This is a genomic window from Rossellomorea aquimaris, from assembly GCF_008180865.1.
Classification (GTDB): Bacteria; Bacillota; Bacilli; order Bacillales; family Bacillaceae_B; genus Rossellomorea; species Rossellomorea yichunensis.
Genome location: NZ_VTEX01000002.1, coordinates 341,941 through 358,512, shown reverse-complemented (window position 1 = coordinate 358,512; position 16,572 = coordinate 341,941). Strand labels below are relative to the sequence as shown.

General features: G+C 42.1%; 22 protein-coding genes. 17 read left to right on the top strand and 5 right to left on the bottom strand.

What is annotated here, in order from left to right; all coding sequences use genetic code 11:
* The first annotated feature begins 123 nt into the window (after window positions 1-123).
* The 4 genes from FZC88_RS09285 to FZC88_RS09270 all read left to right on the top strand — a co-directional run bounded on the left by FZC88_RS09285 (window position 124) and on the right by FZC88_RS09270 (window position 3,403).
* Window positions 124-846 (top strand): polysaccharide deacetylase family protein, encoded by a 723-nt coding sequence (locus FZC88_RS09285; RefSeq protein WP_148994575.1) that lies wholly within the window; start codon window positions 124-126, stop codon window positions 844-846.
* Window positions 836-1,435: a DedA family protein gene (locus tag FZC88_RS09280; protein WP_148994574.1), complete on the top strand. Its 600-nt coding sequence runs from the start codon at window positions 836-838 to the stop codon at window positions 1,433-1,435. The genes FZC88_RS09285 and FZC88_RS09280 overlap by 11 nt, the downstream gene beginning before the upstream one ends.
* The gene (locus FZC88_RS09275) at window positions 1,432-2,604 is read left to right on the top strand and encodes an MGDG synthase family glycosyltransferase (RefSeq protein ID WP_148994573.1); all 1,173 of its coding nucleotides are present in this window, start codon (window positions 1,432-1,434) and stop codon (window positions 2,602-2,604) included. Before FZC88_RS09280 ends, FZC88_RS09275 begins: the two co-directional genes overlap by 4 nt.
* Before the next feature lie 244 nt (window positions 2,605-2,848).
* Window positions 2,849-3,403 carry a class I SAM-dependent methyltransferase gene (locus tag FZC88_RS09270; protein WP_148994572.1) on the top strand — a complete coding sequence of 185 codons (555 nt, stop codon included), beginning with the start codon at window positions 2,849-2,851 and terminating at the stop codon, window positions 3,401-3,403.
* 390 nt (window positions 3,404-3,793) lie between these two features.
* Here FZC88_RS09270 and FZC88_RS09265 read toward each other — a convergent pair whose 3' ends face one another.
* Entirely contained in the window at window positions 3,794-4,327 is a 534-nt protein-coding gene (locus FZC88_RS09265; RefSeq protein ID WP_148994571.1) for a GNAT family N-acetyltransferase, read from the bottom strand.
* A 599-nt stretch (window positions 4,328-4,926) separates the two neighbouring features.
* Between FZC88_RS09265 and FZC88_RS09260 the strand changes: the two genes are divergently transcribed.
* The 10 genes from FZC88_RS09260 (at window position 4,927) to FZC88_RS09215 (ending at window position 11,564) form a co-directional block, all read left to right on the top strand.
* Window positions 4,927-6,117 (top strand): MFS transporter, encoded by a 1,191-nt coding sequence (locus FZC88_RS09260; RefSeq protein ID WP_148994570.1) that lies wholly within the window; start codon window positions 4,927-4,929, stop codon window positions 6,115-6,117.
* A gap of 100 nt (window positions 6,118-6,217) precedes the next feature.
* Window positions 6,218-6,565 (top strand): hypothetical protein, encoded by a 348-nt coding sequence (locus tag FZC88_RS09255; protein ID WP_148994569.1) that lies wholly within the window; start codon window positions 6,218-6,220, stop codon window positions 6,563-6,565.
* An 18-nt stretch (window positions 6,566-6,583) separates the two neighbouring features.
* Window positions 6,584-7,030 carry a GyrI-like domain-containing protein gene (locus FZC88_RS09250; protein ID WP_148994568.1) on the top strand — a complete coding sequence of 149 codons (447 nt, stop codon included), beginning with the start codon at window positions 6,584-6,586 and terminating at the stop codon, window positions 7,028-7,030.
* 253 nt (window positions 7,031-7,283) lie between these two features.
* On the top strand, window positions 7,284-7,838 hold the full coding sequence (locus FZC88_RS09245) for a GNAT family N-acetyltransferase (protein ID WP_148994567.1): 555 nt from the start codon (window positions 7,284-7,286) through the stop codon (window positions 7,836-7,838).
* Between the two features lie 44 nt (window positions 7,839-7,882).
* Window positions 7,883-8,680, top strand: coding sequence for an AAC(3) family N-acetyltransferase (locus FZC88_RS09240; RefSeq protein ID WP_148994566.1), 798 nt, complete (start codon window positions 7,883-7,885; stop codon window positions 8,678-8,680).
* 1 nt (window position 8,681) lies between these two features.
* Window positions 8,682-9,335 carry a hypothetical protein gene (locus FZC88_RS09235; RefSeq protein WP_148994565.1) on the top strand — a complete coding sequence of 218 codons (654 nt, stop codon included), beginning with the start codon at window positions 8,682-8,684 and terminating at the stop codon, window positions 9,333-9,335.
* A 17-nt stretch (window positions 9,336-9,352) separates the two neighbouring features.
* Window positions 9,353-9,685 carry a hypothetical protein gene (locus FZC88_RS09230; protein ID WP_148994564.1) on the top strand — a complete coding sequence of 111 codons (333 nt, stop codon included), beginning with the start codon at window positions 9,353-9,355 and terminating at the stop codon, window positions 9,683-9,685.
* Between the two features lie 140 nt (window positions 9,686-9,825).
* Entirely contained in the window at window positions 9,826-10,110 is a 285-nt protein-coding gene (locus FZC88_RS09225; protein WP_148995143.1) for a DUF3784 domain-containing protein, read from the top strand.
* A 13-nt stretch (window positions 10,111-10,123) separates the two neighbouring features.
* Window positions 10,124-10,969, top strand: a complete 846-nt coding sequence (locus FZC88_RS09220; RefSeq protein WP_148994563.1) for an alpha/beta fold hydrolase — start codon at window positions 10,124-10,126, stop codon at window positions 10,967-10,969.
* Between the two features lie 76 nt (window positions 10,970-11,045).
* The gene (locus FZC88_RS09215) at window positions 11,046-11,564 is read left to right on the top strand and encodes a hypothetical protein (protein WP_148994562.1); all 519 of its coding nucleotides are present in this window, start codon (window positions 11,046-11,048) and stop codon (window positions 11,562-11,564) included.
* A gap of 15 nt (window positions 11,565-11,579) precedes the next feature.
* Here FZC88_RS09215 and FZC88_RS09210 read toward each other — a convergent pair whose 3' ends face one another.
* Both FZC88_RS09210 and FZC88_RS09205 read right to left on the bottom strand, forming a co-directional pair.
* Entirely contained in the window at window positions 11,580-11,936 is a 357-nt protein-coding gene (locus tag FZC88_RS09210) for a hypothetical protein (protein WP_148994561.1), read from the bottom strand.
* Window positions 11,933-12,166 carry a DUF2651 family protein gene (locus tag FZC88_RS09205; RefSeq protein WP_262371852.1) on the bottom strand — a complete coding sequence of 78 codons (234 nt, stop codon included), beginning with the start codon at window positions 12,164-12,166 and terminating at the stop codon, window positions 11,933-11,935. The genes FZC88_RS09210 and FZC88_RS09205 overlap by 4 nt, the downstream gene beginning before the upstream one ends.
* A gap of 410 nt (window positions 12,167-12,576) precedes the next feature.
* Between FZC88_RS09205 and FZC88_RS09200 the strand changes: the two genes are divergently transcribed.
* Window positions 12,577-13,596, top strand: a complete 1,020-nt coding sequence (locus FZC88_RS09200) for a C45 family autoproteolytic acyltransferase/hydolase (protein WP_148994559.1) — start codon at window positions 12,577-12,579, stop codon at window positions 13,594-13,596.
* 134 nt (window positions 13,597-13,730) lie between these two features.
* On the opposite strand, the gene FZC88_RS09195 is transcribed toward FZC88_RS09200, so the two are convergent.
* Complete coding sequence (locus FZC88_RS09195) at window positions 13,731-13,955, bottom strand: IDEAL domain-containing protein (protein WP_148994558.1); 225 nt, start codon at window positions 13,953-13,955, stop codon at window positions 13,731-13,733.
* 164 nt (window positions 13,956-14,119) lie between these two features.
* Between FZC88_RS09195 and FZC88_RS09190 the strand changes: the two genes are divergently transcribed.
* Window positions 14,120-14,794 (top strand): RibD family protein, encoded by a 675-nt coding sequence (locus FZC88_RS09190; RefSeq protein WP_148994557.1) that lies wholly within the window; start codon window positions 14,120-14,122, stop codon window positions 14,792-14,794.
* Between the two features lie 64 nt (window positions 14,795-14,858).
* Here FZC88_RS09190 and FZC88_RS09185 read toward each other — a convergent pair whose 3' ends face one another.
* Window positions 14,859-15,653: a sporulation protein gene (locus tag FZC88_RS09185; protein WP_187443559.1), complete on the bottom strand. Its 795-nt coding sequence runs from the start codon at window positions 15,651-15,653 to the stop codon at window positions 14,859-14,861.
* A 282-nt stretch (window positions 15,654-15,935) separates the two neighbouring features.
* On the opposite strand from FZC88_RS09185, the gene FZC88_RS09180 reads away from it, so the two are divergent.
* Complete coding sequence (locus tag FZC88_RS09180) at window positions 15,936-16,178, top strand: hypothetical protein (protein ID WP_148994555.1); 243 nt, start codon at window positions 15,936-15,938, stop codon at window positions 16,176-16,178.
* Window positions 16,179-16,572 lie beyond the last annotated feature (394 nt).

Here is a 16,572-nt window from a genome sequence, read left to right as displayed (position 1 = left end):
GTCATCTAACTTGAAAGCCTTGATATAAAAACCGGTTCACTTTATGATGAATGGAGACTTTAGGAATAGAGTCGCAATCATAAGCATGCACTTTTAATGAAAATTATGTTGGAGTTGTACACGATGAAGTGGATCTATATCACATTAATGGTCGTGCTGATGTACTCGGTCTATTCCGTCATCAGCACGTTTTATATACGAAAAAAGAATGACCGTATTACGAGAAGGGTGAATGTTCCGGGTGCGATTGCATTGACGTTTGACGATGGACCGGATCCCCTGTATACCGGTCAACTACTCGATGTCCTCAATAAACACGGGGTTAAGGCTACTTTTTTCGTGGTCGGAAGCAAGGTGGAGAAATATCCTGAACTTTTGAAACGGATGAAAAGGGAGGGGCATACGATCGGGATTCATCATTATACCCATGTGTCCAGCTGGTTCTTAACCCCTTTTCATTTGAAAAAGCAGTTGGAGCAATCACGTATGGTGATCGAGAAGGTCACCCATGAGAAACCGATCTACTATCGTCCACCGTGGGGACATTTTAATCTATCCACCCTGTTTTTATCCAGGGACTATGAGGTGGTATTGTGGTCCCACATTTTTCAGGATTGGAAGGTGAAAAACGGTGGGGACTTACTTGAACGAATGAAAGAGGCGGATCATGACGGTTCCATTTTCGTTCTTCATGACAGTGGGACGACGTTCGGGGCGGATGAGAAAGCTCCCGGTTATATGATAGAGTCATTAGATGCATTCCTTGAAGATGCGTTAGAGAAACAGATCCGATTCGCATTGCTAACAAACACAGTATCGAAGGAGCAGGCAGTACATGGGCAGTGAAGAGATTATCCAGTACATTCAAAGCTACGGTTATTTCATCATTTTCCTGTTTCTATTCTTCGGGATCGTCGGCATACCTGCCCCGGAAGAGTCCCTTTTGTTCTTAGTGGGGCTCTTGGCAGCCAAAGGCCAGTTAATGCTTTCTTTGGCATTGGTCTGTTCATTCCTAGGTGTCTATTCAGGAATGATTACAGGGTTCTATGGTGGAAGATTCATTGGCCAGCCGCTTATTGATCGGTACGGAAGATGGATCGGGTTATCTAAGGAAAAGGTTCTTAAGTATGAACAGCTCTTTACCATGCACTCAACCAAGACTTTACTGTTTGGCCTGTTTATGCCGGGACTGCGACAATTGAGCCCGTACCTAGCAGGTATATTCGGTACACGCTACATGCCCTTTTTCTTCCTTACCATGGCGGGATCGGCGATTTGGACGATTTCGTATATTTTCCTTGGATACTGGCTTGGCAACACTCTTTCCATTAATCCAGCCTATGTTCCATACGTAGGGGTCGGATTACTATTAATTTTTATCCTCACAACGGTGTGGGGATCCGTTAAAAAGAAAAAAGAGAGGTATTTGGAATGAAGATTGTGATTCTATCGATGTTCAGTGTCCCAACCGGACATACGAAAGTAGCCGAGGTTCTACAAGACAGCATAAGACATGACTATCCGGACGCTGAAATCAAGATCATTGATTTCCTGTCTTTCTCGAATCCTCTTCTGGAAAAAATGATATCCGGCGTTTATTTTAAATGGATCAGAACTTCACCGGAAAGCTATAAAGGTTTTTACCAAAAGGTGATGATGAAAGAAAAAGAACAGAGCTTTTTTTTAAGAAGCATTTCCCGGTTTGCCACCTACTTTGAAAAGAAGGTGCTGAAGGTAGTGGAAGAGGAAAAACCTTCACTGGTGATTTGCACCCATTCCTTTCCATCGAGAATGATCGGAAGGCTGAAGTCACGGGAGGGGGACATTCCCTGTAAAACGATGAATGCTTATACCGATTTCTTTGTGAACGGTGTTTGGGAAACAGGCAAGATTGATTATCACCTTGTCCCGACTGCAGAGGTGAAGGAGACATTGATCATGCATCACAACGTTTCTGCGGATCGTGTCTATCAAACCGGGATCCCCGTTTCGGACGTATTTAAGAGTAAGGATTCGTCTCAAAGTCCCCGCTCCAAAAAGGGAAAACATATCCTTGTTGCGGGAGGGAATAGCGGACTATGTGTGTGGAAGAATGGCATTAAGGACTTTTCCCGATACCCGGATGTCCATTTCTCCGTATTATGCGGTCATAATCACAGGCTGTATCGTTCGCTTATCAATCAACCGAATATTACGCCCTACATGTACATTCAGGACCCGGAAGAACTGAATGCTCTATATGACGCAGTGGATGGTATCATTACCAAACCCGGTGGAGTCACGATCAGTGAGGTCCTTCATAAAAAAATACCTGTGTTCATCCTTGATTATCTTCCCGGGCAGGAAGAGTTTAATTTACATTATCTTGTAGAACATGATCTCGTCTTCTACATTAGAGACACAGAGGATTTCTCTTCTTTGAAGGAAATTCTTTATAATTACAAGGAAATTCAACAAAGAGTAGAAAATATGGAAGACTATTTATCCTCCCTTACCGGCGGCTTCTCCGATATTTTGCGAAAGATTCAGGAGGAGACGCGCCAGACGATCAAAGTGAAATCAGTCAAGGGAAAAGCGGATATCGGGGTCTTTCTTTCGAGCTGAAGGGAAGAGAGATTGATCAAAGGAAGTCCTGTTAATTCCGACGAAAGAGGACCTTCCCGGTGCATCCCTTGGTTAAAGTAATTGATTGTATAGTAATGGGATCTGATTTTTACACGTTCAAGTATCAACGTGTTAGGGATCAGGTCCTCTTTTTTTGTGGTATAATTATCCAAATGAATTTTTATGTCAGTAAGTTAATCTAACAGGACATCATTATCTATAAAAATAAGTGAGGTACTACTAAATGACTTCTAATAAAATAAAAATCGTAATCGGTGCAGGAGAGTATGTGAATAATCCTGGCTGGATCCATACACAGGAAGAGGATTTAAATTTATTAGACGAAAGTACATGGGAAAACAAGTTCCATGAAAGTTCTGTAGAGGCTCTTTTGGCTGAACACATCTGGGAACACCTTACATACGAAGAAGGACTAGAGGCTGCAAAATTATGTATGAAATACCTGAAGCCTGCCGGATATATTAGGTGCGCCGTCCCTGATGGCTACTTCCCCGATGAGTCTTATCAACGGGTTGTGCAGGTTGGAGGACCAGGCCCAAAAGATCATCCGGCAGCCAGTCATAAGATCGTTCACAATTATCATACGTTGACGAAAATGTTTGAAACGGTGGGATTTGAAGTGACATTATATGAGTATTTTGATGAAGAAGGAACGTTTCATCAAAATCATTGGGATGGATCTGACGGAGTGATTTTTCGTTCTAAGAAATTTGATCCTAGAAACCAGGGGGAGAGGCTGGCTTTTCCTTCTTTGATTATTGATGCTGTAAAGCTATAAAGCGAATGTCTGATACCGGATTAAGTAATCCGGGTATTTTCATTGAAACTTTACTCTGGGAATTTCGGTTACAGAAAAAGAAAATTCGACATGAAGGATTAATTATTTTAAATCAGGATTGATTTATTAAAAATAAGGATTAATAAGTCGGAAACAGGATTAATTATTCCAACTTCGGATTGAAAGTGGTTGTAAGAGGTCTAATTACTGAAGTTTCCTGATCAGTCAAAAGAAGTCAAGGGATAATAAATGAGGATTTTCCTCGTACTGGCGATGAATATGTTGGTTTTTTTCGTACTTGGCTAGGTTATCGGGGAAAGCCCTATTTTCAAACGAGAAGAGCTAAAAAAGGGTCGTCCCAGCATTCCCCCGGGACAACCTGTTTCTACCTTATTTCGAAAAAGCTTTCGAATATCGCACGACACCCTGTACATTCCTAAGGGAATGCTCCATCAATTCCAAAGCCATAAAAACTTCATCAGGCACTTCAAACGGGGGTTTGATATTCCAAAGTGCCGCTTGCTTAAAGCCAAACCTTGGATAATAGTCTTTGTGACCTAACACAATCACGGAATGATAACCGATCTCTTCAGCCTTTTGCAGGGCTGCACGGATCAATTGGCTTCCAATTCCCTTATTTTGAAAGGCGGGTGCTACAGACACGGGAGCGAGTGCCAGAGAATCTGCCACTTTATCATGTTCGACAATGGTGATTTTAGATAGTAGGATGTGACCGGCCACATCATGGTTTTGATTGATGGCAACCAACGAAAGCTCAGGAATAAATGCATCTGATTTTCTGATGTTATTCACTAGCAGATGCTCTTTCTTATCGCTGTACTCTTCATGTGAAAATGCTTCTTTAATCATTTCTTCCGTCGTGTTATATTCTTCAGGGCGTTCTTGTCTAATAAAGATATCCATTTATAGACTCCTATTCTTTAATAAAAGTTGTTGGGTTCAAATATAAATGGTACTTTCTTAATGAAAAGAGTCATTAAGAAAGTTTTCACCCCAGTAATAAACAATTGTTTAGCAAACAAAAACCTCCAGATTAGTATGTATTTATTTTATTCAGTAATGAATCCGTGGTCAACCTCGGTATAAGGATTGCTTGTCCAGAACCGGAAAGAACTATATAATAAAAAAGAATCTTAAACAATAAGGAGGGAAAATTCATGCATACGTTCACTGTAGACATCAAAGCTGAGAAAAAGTATCTTGTCTTCATGATGTCTATTTTTGGAATTTCAGCTGTCCTCGGGAGAAGTCTGTCCTTTTTTAGCTGACTTTCAATAATGTGAACGTATGTATGATTTCCTGAAAATAGCGAAAGCCACGGGGAATGATTCCCTGTGGTTTTTTTTGATCTAGCTGCGGCGGCTAGAGGCTCGAGGTCATAAGTTAAACATGCCAAAAAGGCAAAAAGCGCCTTTCCGGCATGTTCATCTTATGCTTGTCGCCTCTGAACGAGCCGCCTCCGCTTTTCTATTAACCTTATGTTTATGAGAGGACGAAATTAAATGATTAAGACAAGAAACAATATATATCTGCTTTATTTTTATCTCTTTTTTGCCCAGTTGTTCTTTGACCGGGCTTTGTGGGTCATCTACCTTGGAGATAAGGGGATGACCTTCGGTGAAATCGGCATATTGGAGGCGTTTCTCCATTTGGCCATCGTCCTGTTTGAGGTTCCGACAGGGATGATCGCAGATTTGTATGGGAGGAAGGTCAGCCTGGTGATCGGGAATGTGTTCAGTCTCCTTTATGCCTTTTTCATGCTGATGAGCGGGACGTTTTCGATGTTTACCCTGGCCTTTCTATCCATGGGTCTCATGGTGACCTTTCATTCCGGTGCCGAGCAGGCGTTTGCATATGACACGTTGAAGAATGAAAAGAGTGAGAAGGATTATACGAGGGTAATCGGAAGCATGACGGCCATTTCCCTCCTATCCTTGAGCCTTGCCAAATTCCTCGGGGGATTCATGGCAGAAATCAGCTGGGAATGGGTATATGGTGCAACCATCGTCACCTATGTCCTTGCTGTAATTCCACTGTTTTTCATGAAGGAACCGGAACGTGAAAAGACGGAGGATATCGGCGGACGATGGTATAACCAGTGGGTTCATCAATTTAAATTAGGGGTGGCAGTTTGGAGAAATAACACGGTCATTCACCAGCCTGTTGTGCTATTTATCTTAGCGAGTGCAGTCATGGTGATCATAGTGTTCTACGGACAGGAATACTTCATTCAATTAGGCTATTCGCCTGTCGTCGTGGGAGCTGTGTTTACAATTGAAGGGCTCCTTGGCGTCGTGATGGCGAAGATTGCTTACAGGGTGGAGGCGCGATTTAAGTTCTTCAATATTTTATATTATGGCTTAGGTCTTTTCCTCTTCTTTTTCATCCTGTTCATCTTCGCCACGGACTGGGCGATCCTGATATCGTTTCTGATCCTTGCACAGCTCTTGAGTCTGTTCGAACCAATCTTCAGCTCATTTGTGCAAAACTTTCTGCAGAGCAATATCAGGTCTACTTTCCTTTCGCTGATCGGATTAATGGAAAGCTTCGTCATCATGATCAGCTTTCCGTTATTCGGATTTGCCATTGAACGAACGGGGTTTACCGACGGATTCGCTGGCCTGCTTCTGATTTTCTTCGTGCTGGCAGGCGTGTATTTGGTTGGTCAGAGATTTATTCAACGGATCAGGTAAAGAATGAGCTTCTCACTTTTAGGTGGGGGGCTTTTTATATTATCGCATCAGGAAAATTATGTTAAAATATTGAGAGGTAAAACTATAATAGGGGGTCAAAATGAAATATCTTTTTGATTTTTTTCTGGCAGTATCTTTGAACGGTCTTTCTTATTACATCGCAAGTTTCGTTCTCAAAAATGGATTGCCCTTTTGGCAGGCATTGATCATCGGCTTTTCTGTCGTATCACTTGGGGCATTGACCGTAGCTTTGGGAAGCCCGATGTGGTTGATCGTACTGGTTCCATTTCCAGTGGGGATGTTCTTGCTTTACTCATTCCTACAAGTATCGGTTCCTCAATGGTTTTTGACGTATTTGCTCACTCTTGGCATATACACCGTCATCCATATACCGATGAGTTATTTCTTTGATTTCCATTCGTTAATTCCGGCATGGAAACTATCTTAATCAAAAGGAGAGATTGTTATGAATGCTGAAAAAATGAAAAAGACATTCCGAATAGTTGGGTTAAAAGGAGAAGGAGCCTTCACTGAATTTAACACAGAGGTACCAAAACGGGCCAAGCATTTTCTAGAGAGATTACATGAAATCGAATCCGATCATGGTCCTGAAATCGCCCTCTACGAACCTAAGAGGGATACGGATCATTTGGACGGGATCTATTATGTAGGGATTATGGTGGACGAAACCCTTACAAACGTTCCGGTCGGTATGGAATATATCGAACTGGACGAAGAGTATGTTACGACGAAAGGGAACGTTCGACATATTGGCAAGCTTCATAACGATCTTTTAAAGTGGATGGATGACCAGGGATATAAAAGGAAACCGGATTCTTATATTGTGGAGACCTATCATCCATTGGAAACTGGTGAGGAAGAAGTAGAGATTTACTTACCTATTTATGTATAGGACCCTTCCCATGATACAACTTTCGACAAACGGATTATAAAATGAAAAAAGTGGATCATATATCAAAATTCCGGTTCATAAATGGCTGAAACCGGATCATATATCTGAAAAGTGGATCATAAGTCGTGAAAACCGGTTCATATATAGAATGGGAGGATTCTCATGAAGGGTTTCAATCTCTAAAAACATATAGTTGGTCATAGAACGGAGTATTTTCATAGATTTTGATCAAAACAATTGAAGAGGTGTTAAGTTGAAAGATTTTAAGATTAGTACAGAAACTGAAAGATTGATCATACGACCATTGAAGGTTGCTGATTATCCTAACTGGCTTAAGGAATTCGAAAGTAGATCTGCTTCCTCCAGCAGGCATGATCTGGGGAAGATGGATATGAGTGAATGCACGGAAGAATGGTTCGTTCAGTTGGTGAGGAAGCATCAGGAACTGGCTAGTAATGATGTAGCCCACGTATTTGGCGTGTTTAGAAAAGCGGATCATAAGCACGTAGGGATGCTGGATTTCTCTACGTTATCTAGGAATGATTTTCAATGGGGACGGATCGGTTACACCATACATAACCAGCATTGGAAGAACGGGTACGGCAAAGAGGCAGTGAAAGCGGCATTGAATATAGCTTTTCATGAATTGAATTTTCACCGGATCGAAGCTCATATCAACCTCGATAATACCCCTTCCATAAAGCTTGCTGAAAGCGTCGGGATGGAATATGAATGCATCAGGAAAGGATTTATTCATGAGTTCGGTGAATGGACGGATAATATGATTTATTATTTGAATGCAGGGTAAGGACTTTTTCCACAATACAAATTAGTATAGGGAGGTGAATATTCATGGGAGAAGAAAAACTCATAACTAAAAATCAGATGGTTCATGACTTAGGGGAATTAGGAGTACACCAAGGAATGACCGTCATCGTCCATTCTTCCTTAAAATCACTGGGAAGAGTCATTGGTGGCCCAGTTTCTGTTATCCTGGCACTGGAAGAAACGGTCGGGGAAGAAGGAAACATCGTGATGCCGACACAGACCGAGCAGTTATGTGACCCGACTGAATATGGAAGCGGGCCTACAGACGAAGAGATGAAAATCATCAGAGAGAACTTGCCGACGTATCACCCCGATCTAACTCCTACATGCTATATGGGCTTTATACCTGAAACGTTCAGGAAGCAAAAAGGAGTGGTTCGAAGCGCCCATCCCCACACATCCTTTGCCGCCTGGGGTAAGCATGCTAAATACATAACGGAAGATCATGGTTTTGACTTTGCATTAAATGAAAACTCACCATTGGGAAAAATATACGAATTAAATGGCTACATTCTATTACTTGGAGCACCGACAGATTCCAATACCTCTTTGCATCTGGCTGAATACAGACAAAAAAACACTTTTGTAAAAGAGAAAATCTGGGACGTGAAAGTGGAAGAGAATCATGAAGAAGTATGGACGACGTATCAAGATATTAATAATGACTCGGATGATTTTGATAAGATATTTGCTGATTTTCATAAAGAAACAGACTATGTAAAAGAAGGCATGGTCGGTGAAGCAAGAAGTTATTTAATCCCCATGAGAGAGATGGTTGAGTATGCTGTCGGTTGGATGAATGAAAACAGGGAGGAGACATAAAATGCAATTATTTCATTATCACTGGTGGACGGACAATCCGGAAAAAATGGAAACGTTTTATCAGCAGTCAGGATTCGAAACCACGGTAAGAGTCGGTCGCCACAATGGGGAAATGCACACATTCAATCCTCCTTTGAATTGGGAAGATTTTAGAGGAAAAGACATACGATTTAGAATCATCGAGATGGTCAATGGTCAAACCAATCTAACATTTGGACACGGAAAAAAGGATATGTTCGACCATATCGGATTCTTGGTGACGGAGACTGAGTATTCAGAGGTCCTAGAGAGGGCGGGAGAACTTCAGTGGAATGTGAATGAAGGCGAAAGAAGAACGTTCATATCCACTCCCTGGAAGTTTCGGATCGAACTTCAAAAAAGCGGGGAAGTGGTCACTGAAGAAAAACGTCTATCTATCCAAGCGATGGAGATTCACATGCCCTTCCGTGAAGACCCTGCATTAGTAAGCAGCCTATTAGACTTTGAACTGACCGAACAAACTAGTAGAAAAGTGACAATAGAGAACGGTGAGTGCACCCTTATTTTTTGCAACAGTGAGGGAAAGGAAACGATTCTGTATTCAGTAATGTACCTTGCCGATCATCCTTTCAGTAACGTCGACCCTGTTCAAACGAAATTAATCGGCAGAACATAATCGTGGAGTAGGAATCAGTGAAGCGTAATCTTTTCATTATGGGTGTTTTATCGATGCTCCTTGCAGCTTGCAGCAATCAAGAAGAAATAACCGATCCTCACTTTATGTGGAGCGGTAACAAGTATATCACTACCTATGAACCAGTTGAGGAAGAGCGGTTAGCAGAACGGGTGGGTGTGATAAAGGCTGAGGTGGATGGTCCAATCGACGAGAATGGGGAAGCTATGGGTCTTCCGGAAGACACGCCACTTTATAATATTGACGATCAAAAAGAAAGTACCGCAGACTTGCTGGCTTATCAGGTCGGGAATCGTTTCTATACATCAAGGAAATTGGTGGTTCATCATTAATAACATGCTGGACAGCCTTTTTGAACAAGCGCCTCTCATTAATGACATCTCAATGAATATCCAGGAATATTCTGGAACCTTTTTTGCATGAATCCGTATATGTAGGAAAGGTCTTTTATTCCCATGAAGGAGGCGTCATGATGGATTACGGATTATTTGCCATAGGATTCGCTCTATTACTGATTTCGTATCTCGTCGGTGTGAAAAAACAAACGTGGCTGCTGGCCGGATTCAATGAAAAAATGATTAGAGATAAGTCGAAGTTAGGTACAATAACCGGCTTTCTTTTCTTTCTTCCGTTAGGGTTGCTTGTGATCGTTAACAGTCTGTTCGATTATGCCCATGAGGGAACCGCTTTTGTGGCAGTCATGTTGGTCTTACTTACCGTGGTGTATCTAATTATTAATCGAAAACTCCTGAACTGAAAGGTGCGCTTGTATGGAAGGAAAGCATATAACAATCAATGGGAAATCGATCTATGTTTGTGTAAAAGGGAAAGGGGAGCCGATCATCTTTCTCCACGGCGGTCCGGGCGGGAGTCATGAATATTTTCTTCCCCAAATGGAGCCTCTGGCTGAAGGCTTTCAGATCATTCTCTATGATCAAACGGGTTGTGGAAAATCGGGAGGCGATACCTATTCCATAGAAGAGGAAATCAGCACTCTTGAAGGCATAAGAAAGTCGCTGAAGCTGGAGAAAGTGACCCTGTTCGGCGAATCGTGGGGGAGTATCCTGGCTTTGTCTTATGCAGCAAGGTATCCATCCCATATCCACAAAATCATTCTAACAGCCGCAATCGGTTTATCCTCCAAAGGCTATGGGACCTTTAAAAAAATATTCCTTCAAAAATTGGGACCCTATAAAAAAATGCTGCTCGGTTACTACTCGCTATCTTCTATTTTCCGCGTGGATGCATCCCGCAAACTTAATAATCTGATCGACCCTTCTTATGTATATTCGGTCGATACTTTGAAAAAGAAAAAAGAGATTCGCTACAACAAAGAAGCCCTTGAGAACATAGGCAGAGATATTGAACAGAACTACAACCTATTCCCGTCTCTGTCTAAAATCGATGCTCTGCCTATTTTGATCGCTCAGGGATCGCATGATATTCTACCCCCGGCTTATATTAGGGAAAATGTACTCCCATACTTAAGAAACGCAGAACTCGTGGAAGTGAAGGAAAGCGGGCATTGGACGATCTTGGAACAGCCTGGACAGATTCTGAGATTGATACGATTGTTTATAGGAGGCCACGGGGACAGTGAACTTGACTCTTTTTGAAGGAGAAAACCAAGGGGATGTTCTCAGTGGACTTTTTTAGAATAGGCTGATGACCTATTTAGAAAGGGGGAATTTCGTGTTTTTATTTATCGCATTGGCGCTGCTTTCTCTAAATGTGGCCTTTTTTATATTAAAGCTGGTGGCTCCTTACTCGGAAATGATGAACTCTTTTAAGACAGTGAATGGATTTTGGAAAGCTCAAGGGGCTTGTTTGGCTTGTGTCTTGCTCTTCGTATTTCTGCATTATTCAGGGGAAGAGAGGGTTAAATGGCATACTAGCCCTGACTATGTTTCAGAAGGGAATTTGTATTTGGGTGATGAGAAGGGGAGCATCGAGTACAATTCATTTGTCGTGAAGGAAAAAAACTATGAGACGAATCTGATTCTACCTGATAAGGCCATAGGTGCAGATGAAGTGCGCCTTCTATTCACTCACGATGGAGACGGAAAAAAAGAACCGATAGCGTTACCCCATTCCCGGGAGAAGAAACAGCCAGTGACGCTGTGGTTTCCTGATAGTGGGCAATGGAGAATGGATATTGAAATAAACGGTTCCGTATATTCTTCAGTTGTGTTGCCTGTCAAAGAGAAATAACCAAACCTGTGTTGGCTATCTCTGTTTGTTAAAGACCATTCCTGATAAAAACAGCACGATCATTGTACATCCCCCAAACACCCCGGCATACAGATAAGGCATGACGATATCCCCCAGGTCCCTAATGGGTTCGGGTGGAACTAAACTAATTCCAAAGGAAGCGAATAGGAGATAGAAAAGAGCGGTACTGAGCGAAATCAAAATGATATCTCTCCTACTCCATTTCTTCTTTCTTCTATAGAAAAGAAAAACAGCGGTCGTGATAAAGAGTGACCATGCGAAAGAGGCCCATAACCCAGCTACCGTCCGAATTAGAATGAACGTGATCAACAATAGTAAACTAAGTAACATTCCTGAAAGAAAGTTTTTCATATTGCTCCCCTGTTTTCTTTAAATATGTTCACTACGAAACCGGAAAGAAAGGCTAAACAGGTATACACAAAAACCCATACCATAAAGGAATCATTGAATACAGTAAACGTAGCAACAAGCGTCACTAGGAAAACGACCAATGGGGAGATGATGATGTTTTTAAAGAGGTAATAACCAGCGATACCGACGATCATCGAAAGAAGCGGAAATCCTACTAAAACCATGAACACAATATTCAATGAGAAGTCACCATCCTTATAGTGTAATTTTACACAAAAAGGATATATTTATCAATCTCTTTATTTGAATTAATTTACACGTGAATATCATGAATAACCAACATTTCGACGACCCGGGGGCGATCATCGCATTCTTCCCTTGGACTCGTGATATCAAGGAAATAGGACGGTTTGCTTGCTGATGAGGCATGTAAACCGTCCTTTTGGTTGGTACCTCCAATTCACTTGTTATTCTTTTGGAGATAAAGTATACCTTTTTATGTTTTTGTAAAGAGCGGGGCATTTAGAAGACAGGGATCTGACAAAACAGAGCACAAAATGACAGGTGGGAATTTTTCAGAACGATTATGATGAAAGCGTAGTTCTGTGAGAAAGGCATACGTTATTAAGGAGGAATGGGTGTGTCTAACTTCAATGTAAGTATCTTTCAAATCAGAGGCAGCTCTTTTCAAATTGGCTTGAAAACAGGTGAAGAGCTCCGGAATACTTCAATACTAAAAATCTTTGAAACCATCACTAAGCAGGAGATTGATCTTCATAACATGAAGTCTATCTATTCTACCTATGCTCCACATTTATTGGAAGAGTTAGGGGGTCTGGCACAAGGGTTGGGAATTTCGCCGAACAGGGCAGCTGCTTTATTTAGCGGTTATGATGTTCCGCAGACAGAGGCAATGGGATGTTCGACACTGCTTACAAACGAATATTATGTGAGGAATTACGATTTTTCCCCTGCTCTTTATGATGGGATATTCAGTTTGGTTCAAGCGGATAAAGCTTTTGCTGCAGCTGGGTACAATCTTCAAATTCTGGGAAGGCACGATGGTGTGAACGAAAAAGGGCTTGTTGCAGGATTGCACTTCGTCAGTCATGATGGCTATGCGAAAGGAGTGTCTCCCTGGGCTTCCATAAGGATGGTTTTGGATGGCTGCTCATCTATTGACGACGCAGTTGCCATGCTGAAGGAAATCCCTCACTCTGCCTGTTATAATTTTTCCCTTGGTGATCAAAAAGGAAATATGGCAGAAGTCGAAGCAAGCTCAGAGAAAGTAATTGTCAGGTACGGGGAATCCGCTTTAGCATGCGTGAACCATTTTCAGGATGAACAGCTTACTAGTAAAAATCGGGACTCCATCGAAGGATCGATCCAACGTAATAAGCATCTGCTATGGTTAATGGATAAGAGACTTTCCCATCATTACATGTTCCACCATTTTAAAAGCGTAGAATCACCCATTTTTTTCACAGATTACGAGAATTTATTTGGAACCCTTCACACTTTTTCATATTCCTATCAACATTCAAGGATCCTCACAACCATTGCCCGAAGCGAACAAGTTCTGGACATAAACTTCCTGGATTGGGTGAATGGAGAAGACATTCTTGAGGGGAGTATAAGTGGTTTTATTCAAGAAGGGTAGTCTCTCGGCAAAGTGGCTATGCCAATTTCTCTGCAGAATTAATCAGGAAAAAAACAATGCCCCTGCCATCCTCAGCACGAGCATTGTCTCCTTATCAATTGAAACCAATGGCTCATTTATATCCATTCAATCGTTTATAATGTTACATCCTTTTCCTCGTGATCTTTACGGATCTGATTCAATTCCTCAGTCAACCGCAGGAATTCTTCTTTGTTTCGATCACGTAATGATTGGTCGATTTTCTGTTCGAGTTGCTCTTTCCGGAAAGTTAGAAGGGCCTTGTCCAAAATCATTTCTGCAAAAAGAGAGTCTATGCCTGGTACCTCGGACTGTGGTGAATTTAGCAAATACTTCTTCATGAAAAATCAACTCCTTGACCTTTTTTCTATTATACTAACCATTATCTCAATATTCAAACATTTTAAACGAAAAAGTTAAATTTGTTTAAGAAATGAAAAAACACTGACATTCTTTTTCCATTTCTTTTAACATAATAGATAGAACGTGGAAGGGGGATTTTTAATTGAAGAAGCCAGAGGTCATATTGAATATCTTTTCATCGATTGATGGGAAAATCACAACGGCTCCAAACCGAAATGTGATGGAATGGACAGCTGCAGGAGTGGACGGAGAGGCGAATGACGTCACGCATCAGCTGTATGATGAATTGGATTGTGATGGGTTGGTATCAGGAAGTGAAAGTCTGATTGTGTGGGGAAAAGATTGGGTGGAACTGGAGAAACCGATTTATGAGCCCCGGAAATCAAAGGCATATATTGTGTTTGACGGGAAGGGACGCATTGACTGGTTCCAGACGGAAGGACTATGGGTCGTCACCAGGGAGGATGTTTCGGGTGACTATATTGAACAATTAGAACGTAAGGGAATTACCTACCTGCAAGCGGGCAAAGGTGATTATATCGATCTACCCCTCGCATTACATAAACTCTATGAATCAGACTTCAGGCGATTGGGGCTTAGTGGAGGCGGGGGGATCAATGGGGCGTTTTTAAGACAGGGACTGATTGATGAAGTGAGCCTCGTCATTGCCCCTTTAGCTATAGGTGGAACGGCTACACCATCCCTTTTCGAATCACTGGATTTAACAGACTTGGGAGGCGCAACCCAGTTGGAATTGATAACGATGAATCCTGTCGGTGAGGGTTCTGTGTGGTTGCATTATAAAGTGAAGAAATAGAGGAAATAGTCAGGAGCATACCCCTCCCGGTGAAACGAGGTGAGGGGCATGCTCCAATTTTTATTTAAAGAACCTCATCAATAATCTCTTCAAACACATCACTCACACGGCTTCTCTTAAGCAGGATCTCCTGGTTATCGAGTGTCACGCTTCCTCTATGTTCATCCAGGTTGAACTTTTCTTTCAACACAGCCATCGATCCTTTGCTGCGTTTGTCGATTTCGAAATAGATGGTGGTTTCATGATCGCCCTGAAGAATATAGACTTCTAGTTCGTCGAGCTTCCGGCTATACTTGCCGAAGGATGGAGTGAATTCATATTGCTGCACGAAAGGACGATTCGTTTTCACCCATGCCGGGGTGTTCTGACTTTCCATCTGCTTGAATTTAAACCCGATGACCTTGATGGCATCTATAATATTTTCATGTACGGTTGTCGGGTCGACGGATACATAATCCCTGTCCTTTGGGTCAACAGCATTCTTGATATCGATACCCGTATCAATCCAGACCGGTGGAACATTTTTCTGCGTTTCAGGGTTTATCATCGTGATCGGCGTATCCAGAGGGACCTTGAATGAGAATGGAATGTGCTTCTTTTCCCCCTTGGAAATAGTGAAGGGCTCATTGAGCTGGTGGACTTCCACGACGACAGGTGACAGTCGATCTCCGCCTTCATGACCGAACATCGTCATCAGCTTCAAATCGATCGATTCGATTCGCTGATCCGTATTCCCGCCCTTCACCTCGACGACTCCCTCGAGCAGCTCACCCTGCTGAATATAGGCCCGCTTCACCTTTGTATCAACTGTGGCGGAACCAATCCCAATACTCGCAATCACTTTATTGAACATGGACATGTGCATTCATCCCCCTTCTTATTATCCCTATCGTAGCATAGATTGTCAGGTTGAGAGGAAGGGGAAGTGTTCAAGATATATGAACACTTCCGATAAGCATCTATGATTGTCACGCCGCAGGAATTGCGTTACGCCAATCAGATCCTCCTTTTTAGCCTAATGTATGAAACGCGTTTCATAGCAAGGGGGAAAATTAAATAATGAGTCAAGCAGCTGGGCTTGTCATGTAAACTCCAATCCTCTCATACTCATAAGAAAGGAGCATAAGGGGGTGTGACCATTTTGAATAATGTAATGATATCTGCTTTCATCGTGCTTATTATCCTTATTTTTATTATCTGTTTCTACTTTATGACCAGGTACAAGCAACAGGCTGTTCAAGTCCTTACATTAGAGAGTTTCCTTCATTCGTCTAAACTGGGTGAAGACGAGGGGAAAGATAATAGCTTAATAGAAAAGGTGAATGATTATTTTGATGATGGAGATAGCGATGGGGATGGAGATGGTGGGGATGACGGGGCGTGAAATTCCCCGTCTCTTTTTATTCACGGGAAGCGATTCAGCCACTTGCATGGGGCACCTGGATGGGCAAAGCATGTAAAGGTCTAACGGGAATTCGACACGGATGCTTAATTATTAGAAAAGCGGCACAATAAAACATCGAAAGCTGGATACGTTCTTTCTAACTAGCCAGGCTCATTATCTGCATCTTCTATTGCATTCTCTCCGCCATCTCTAACAACCTGTCCAAACTGGTTGGCATTTTGACCACCTTTATCTGCGATCTGTCCGCCTTGGCTTGCATTCTCCCCATCTTTTCCAGTCAGGTTCTGCGACCCTTCCGATGCGGTTTGTTCTACTCCGGCATTGCCGCCTTCATTTGCAAGATTGTTCGTATTATAAATATTAATATAAATTT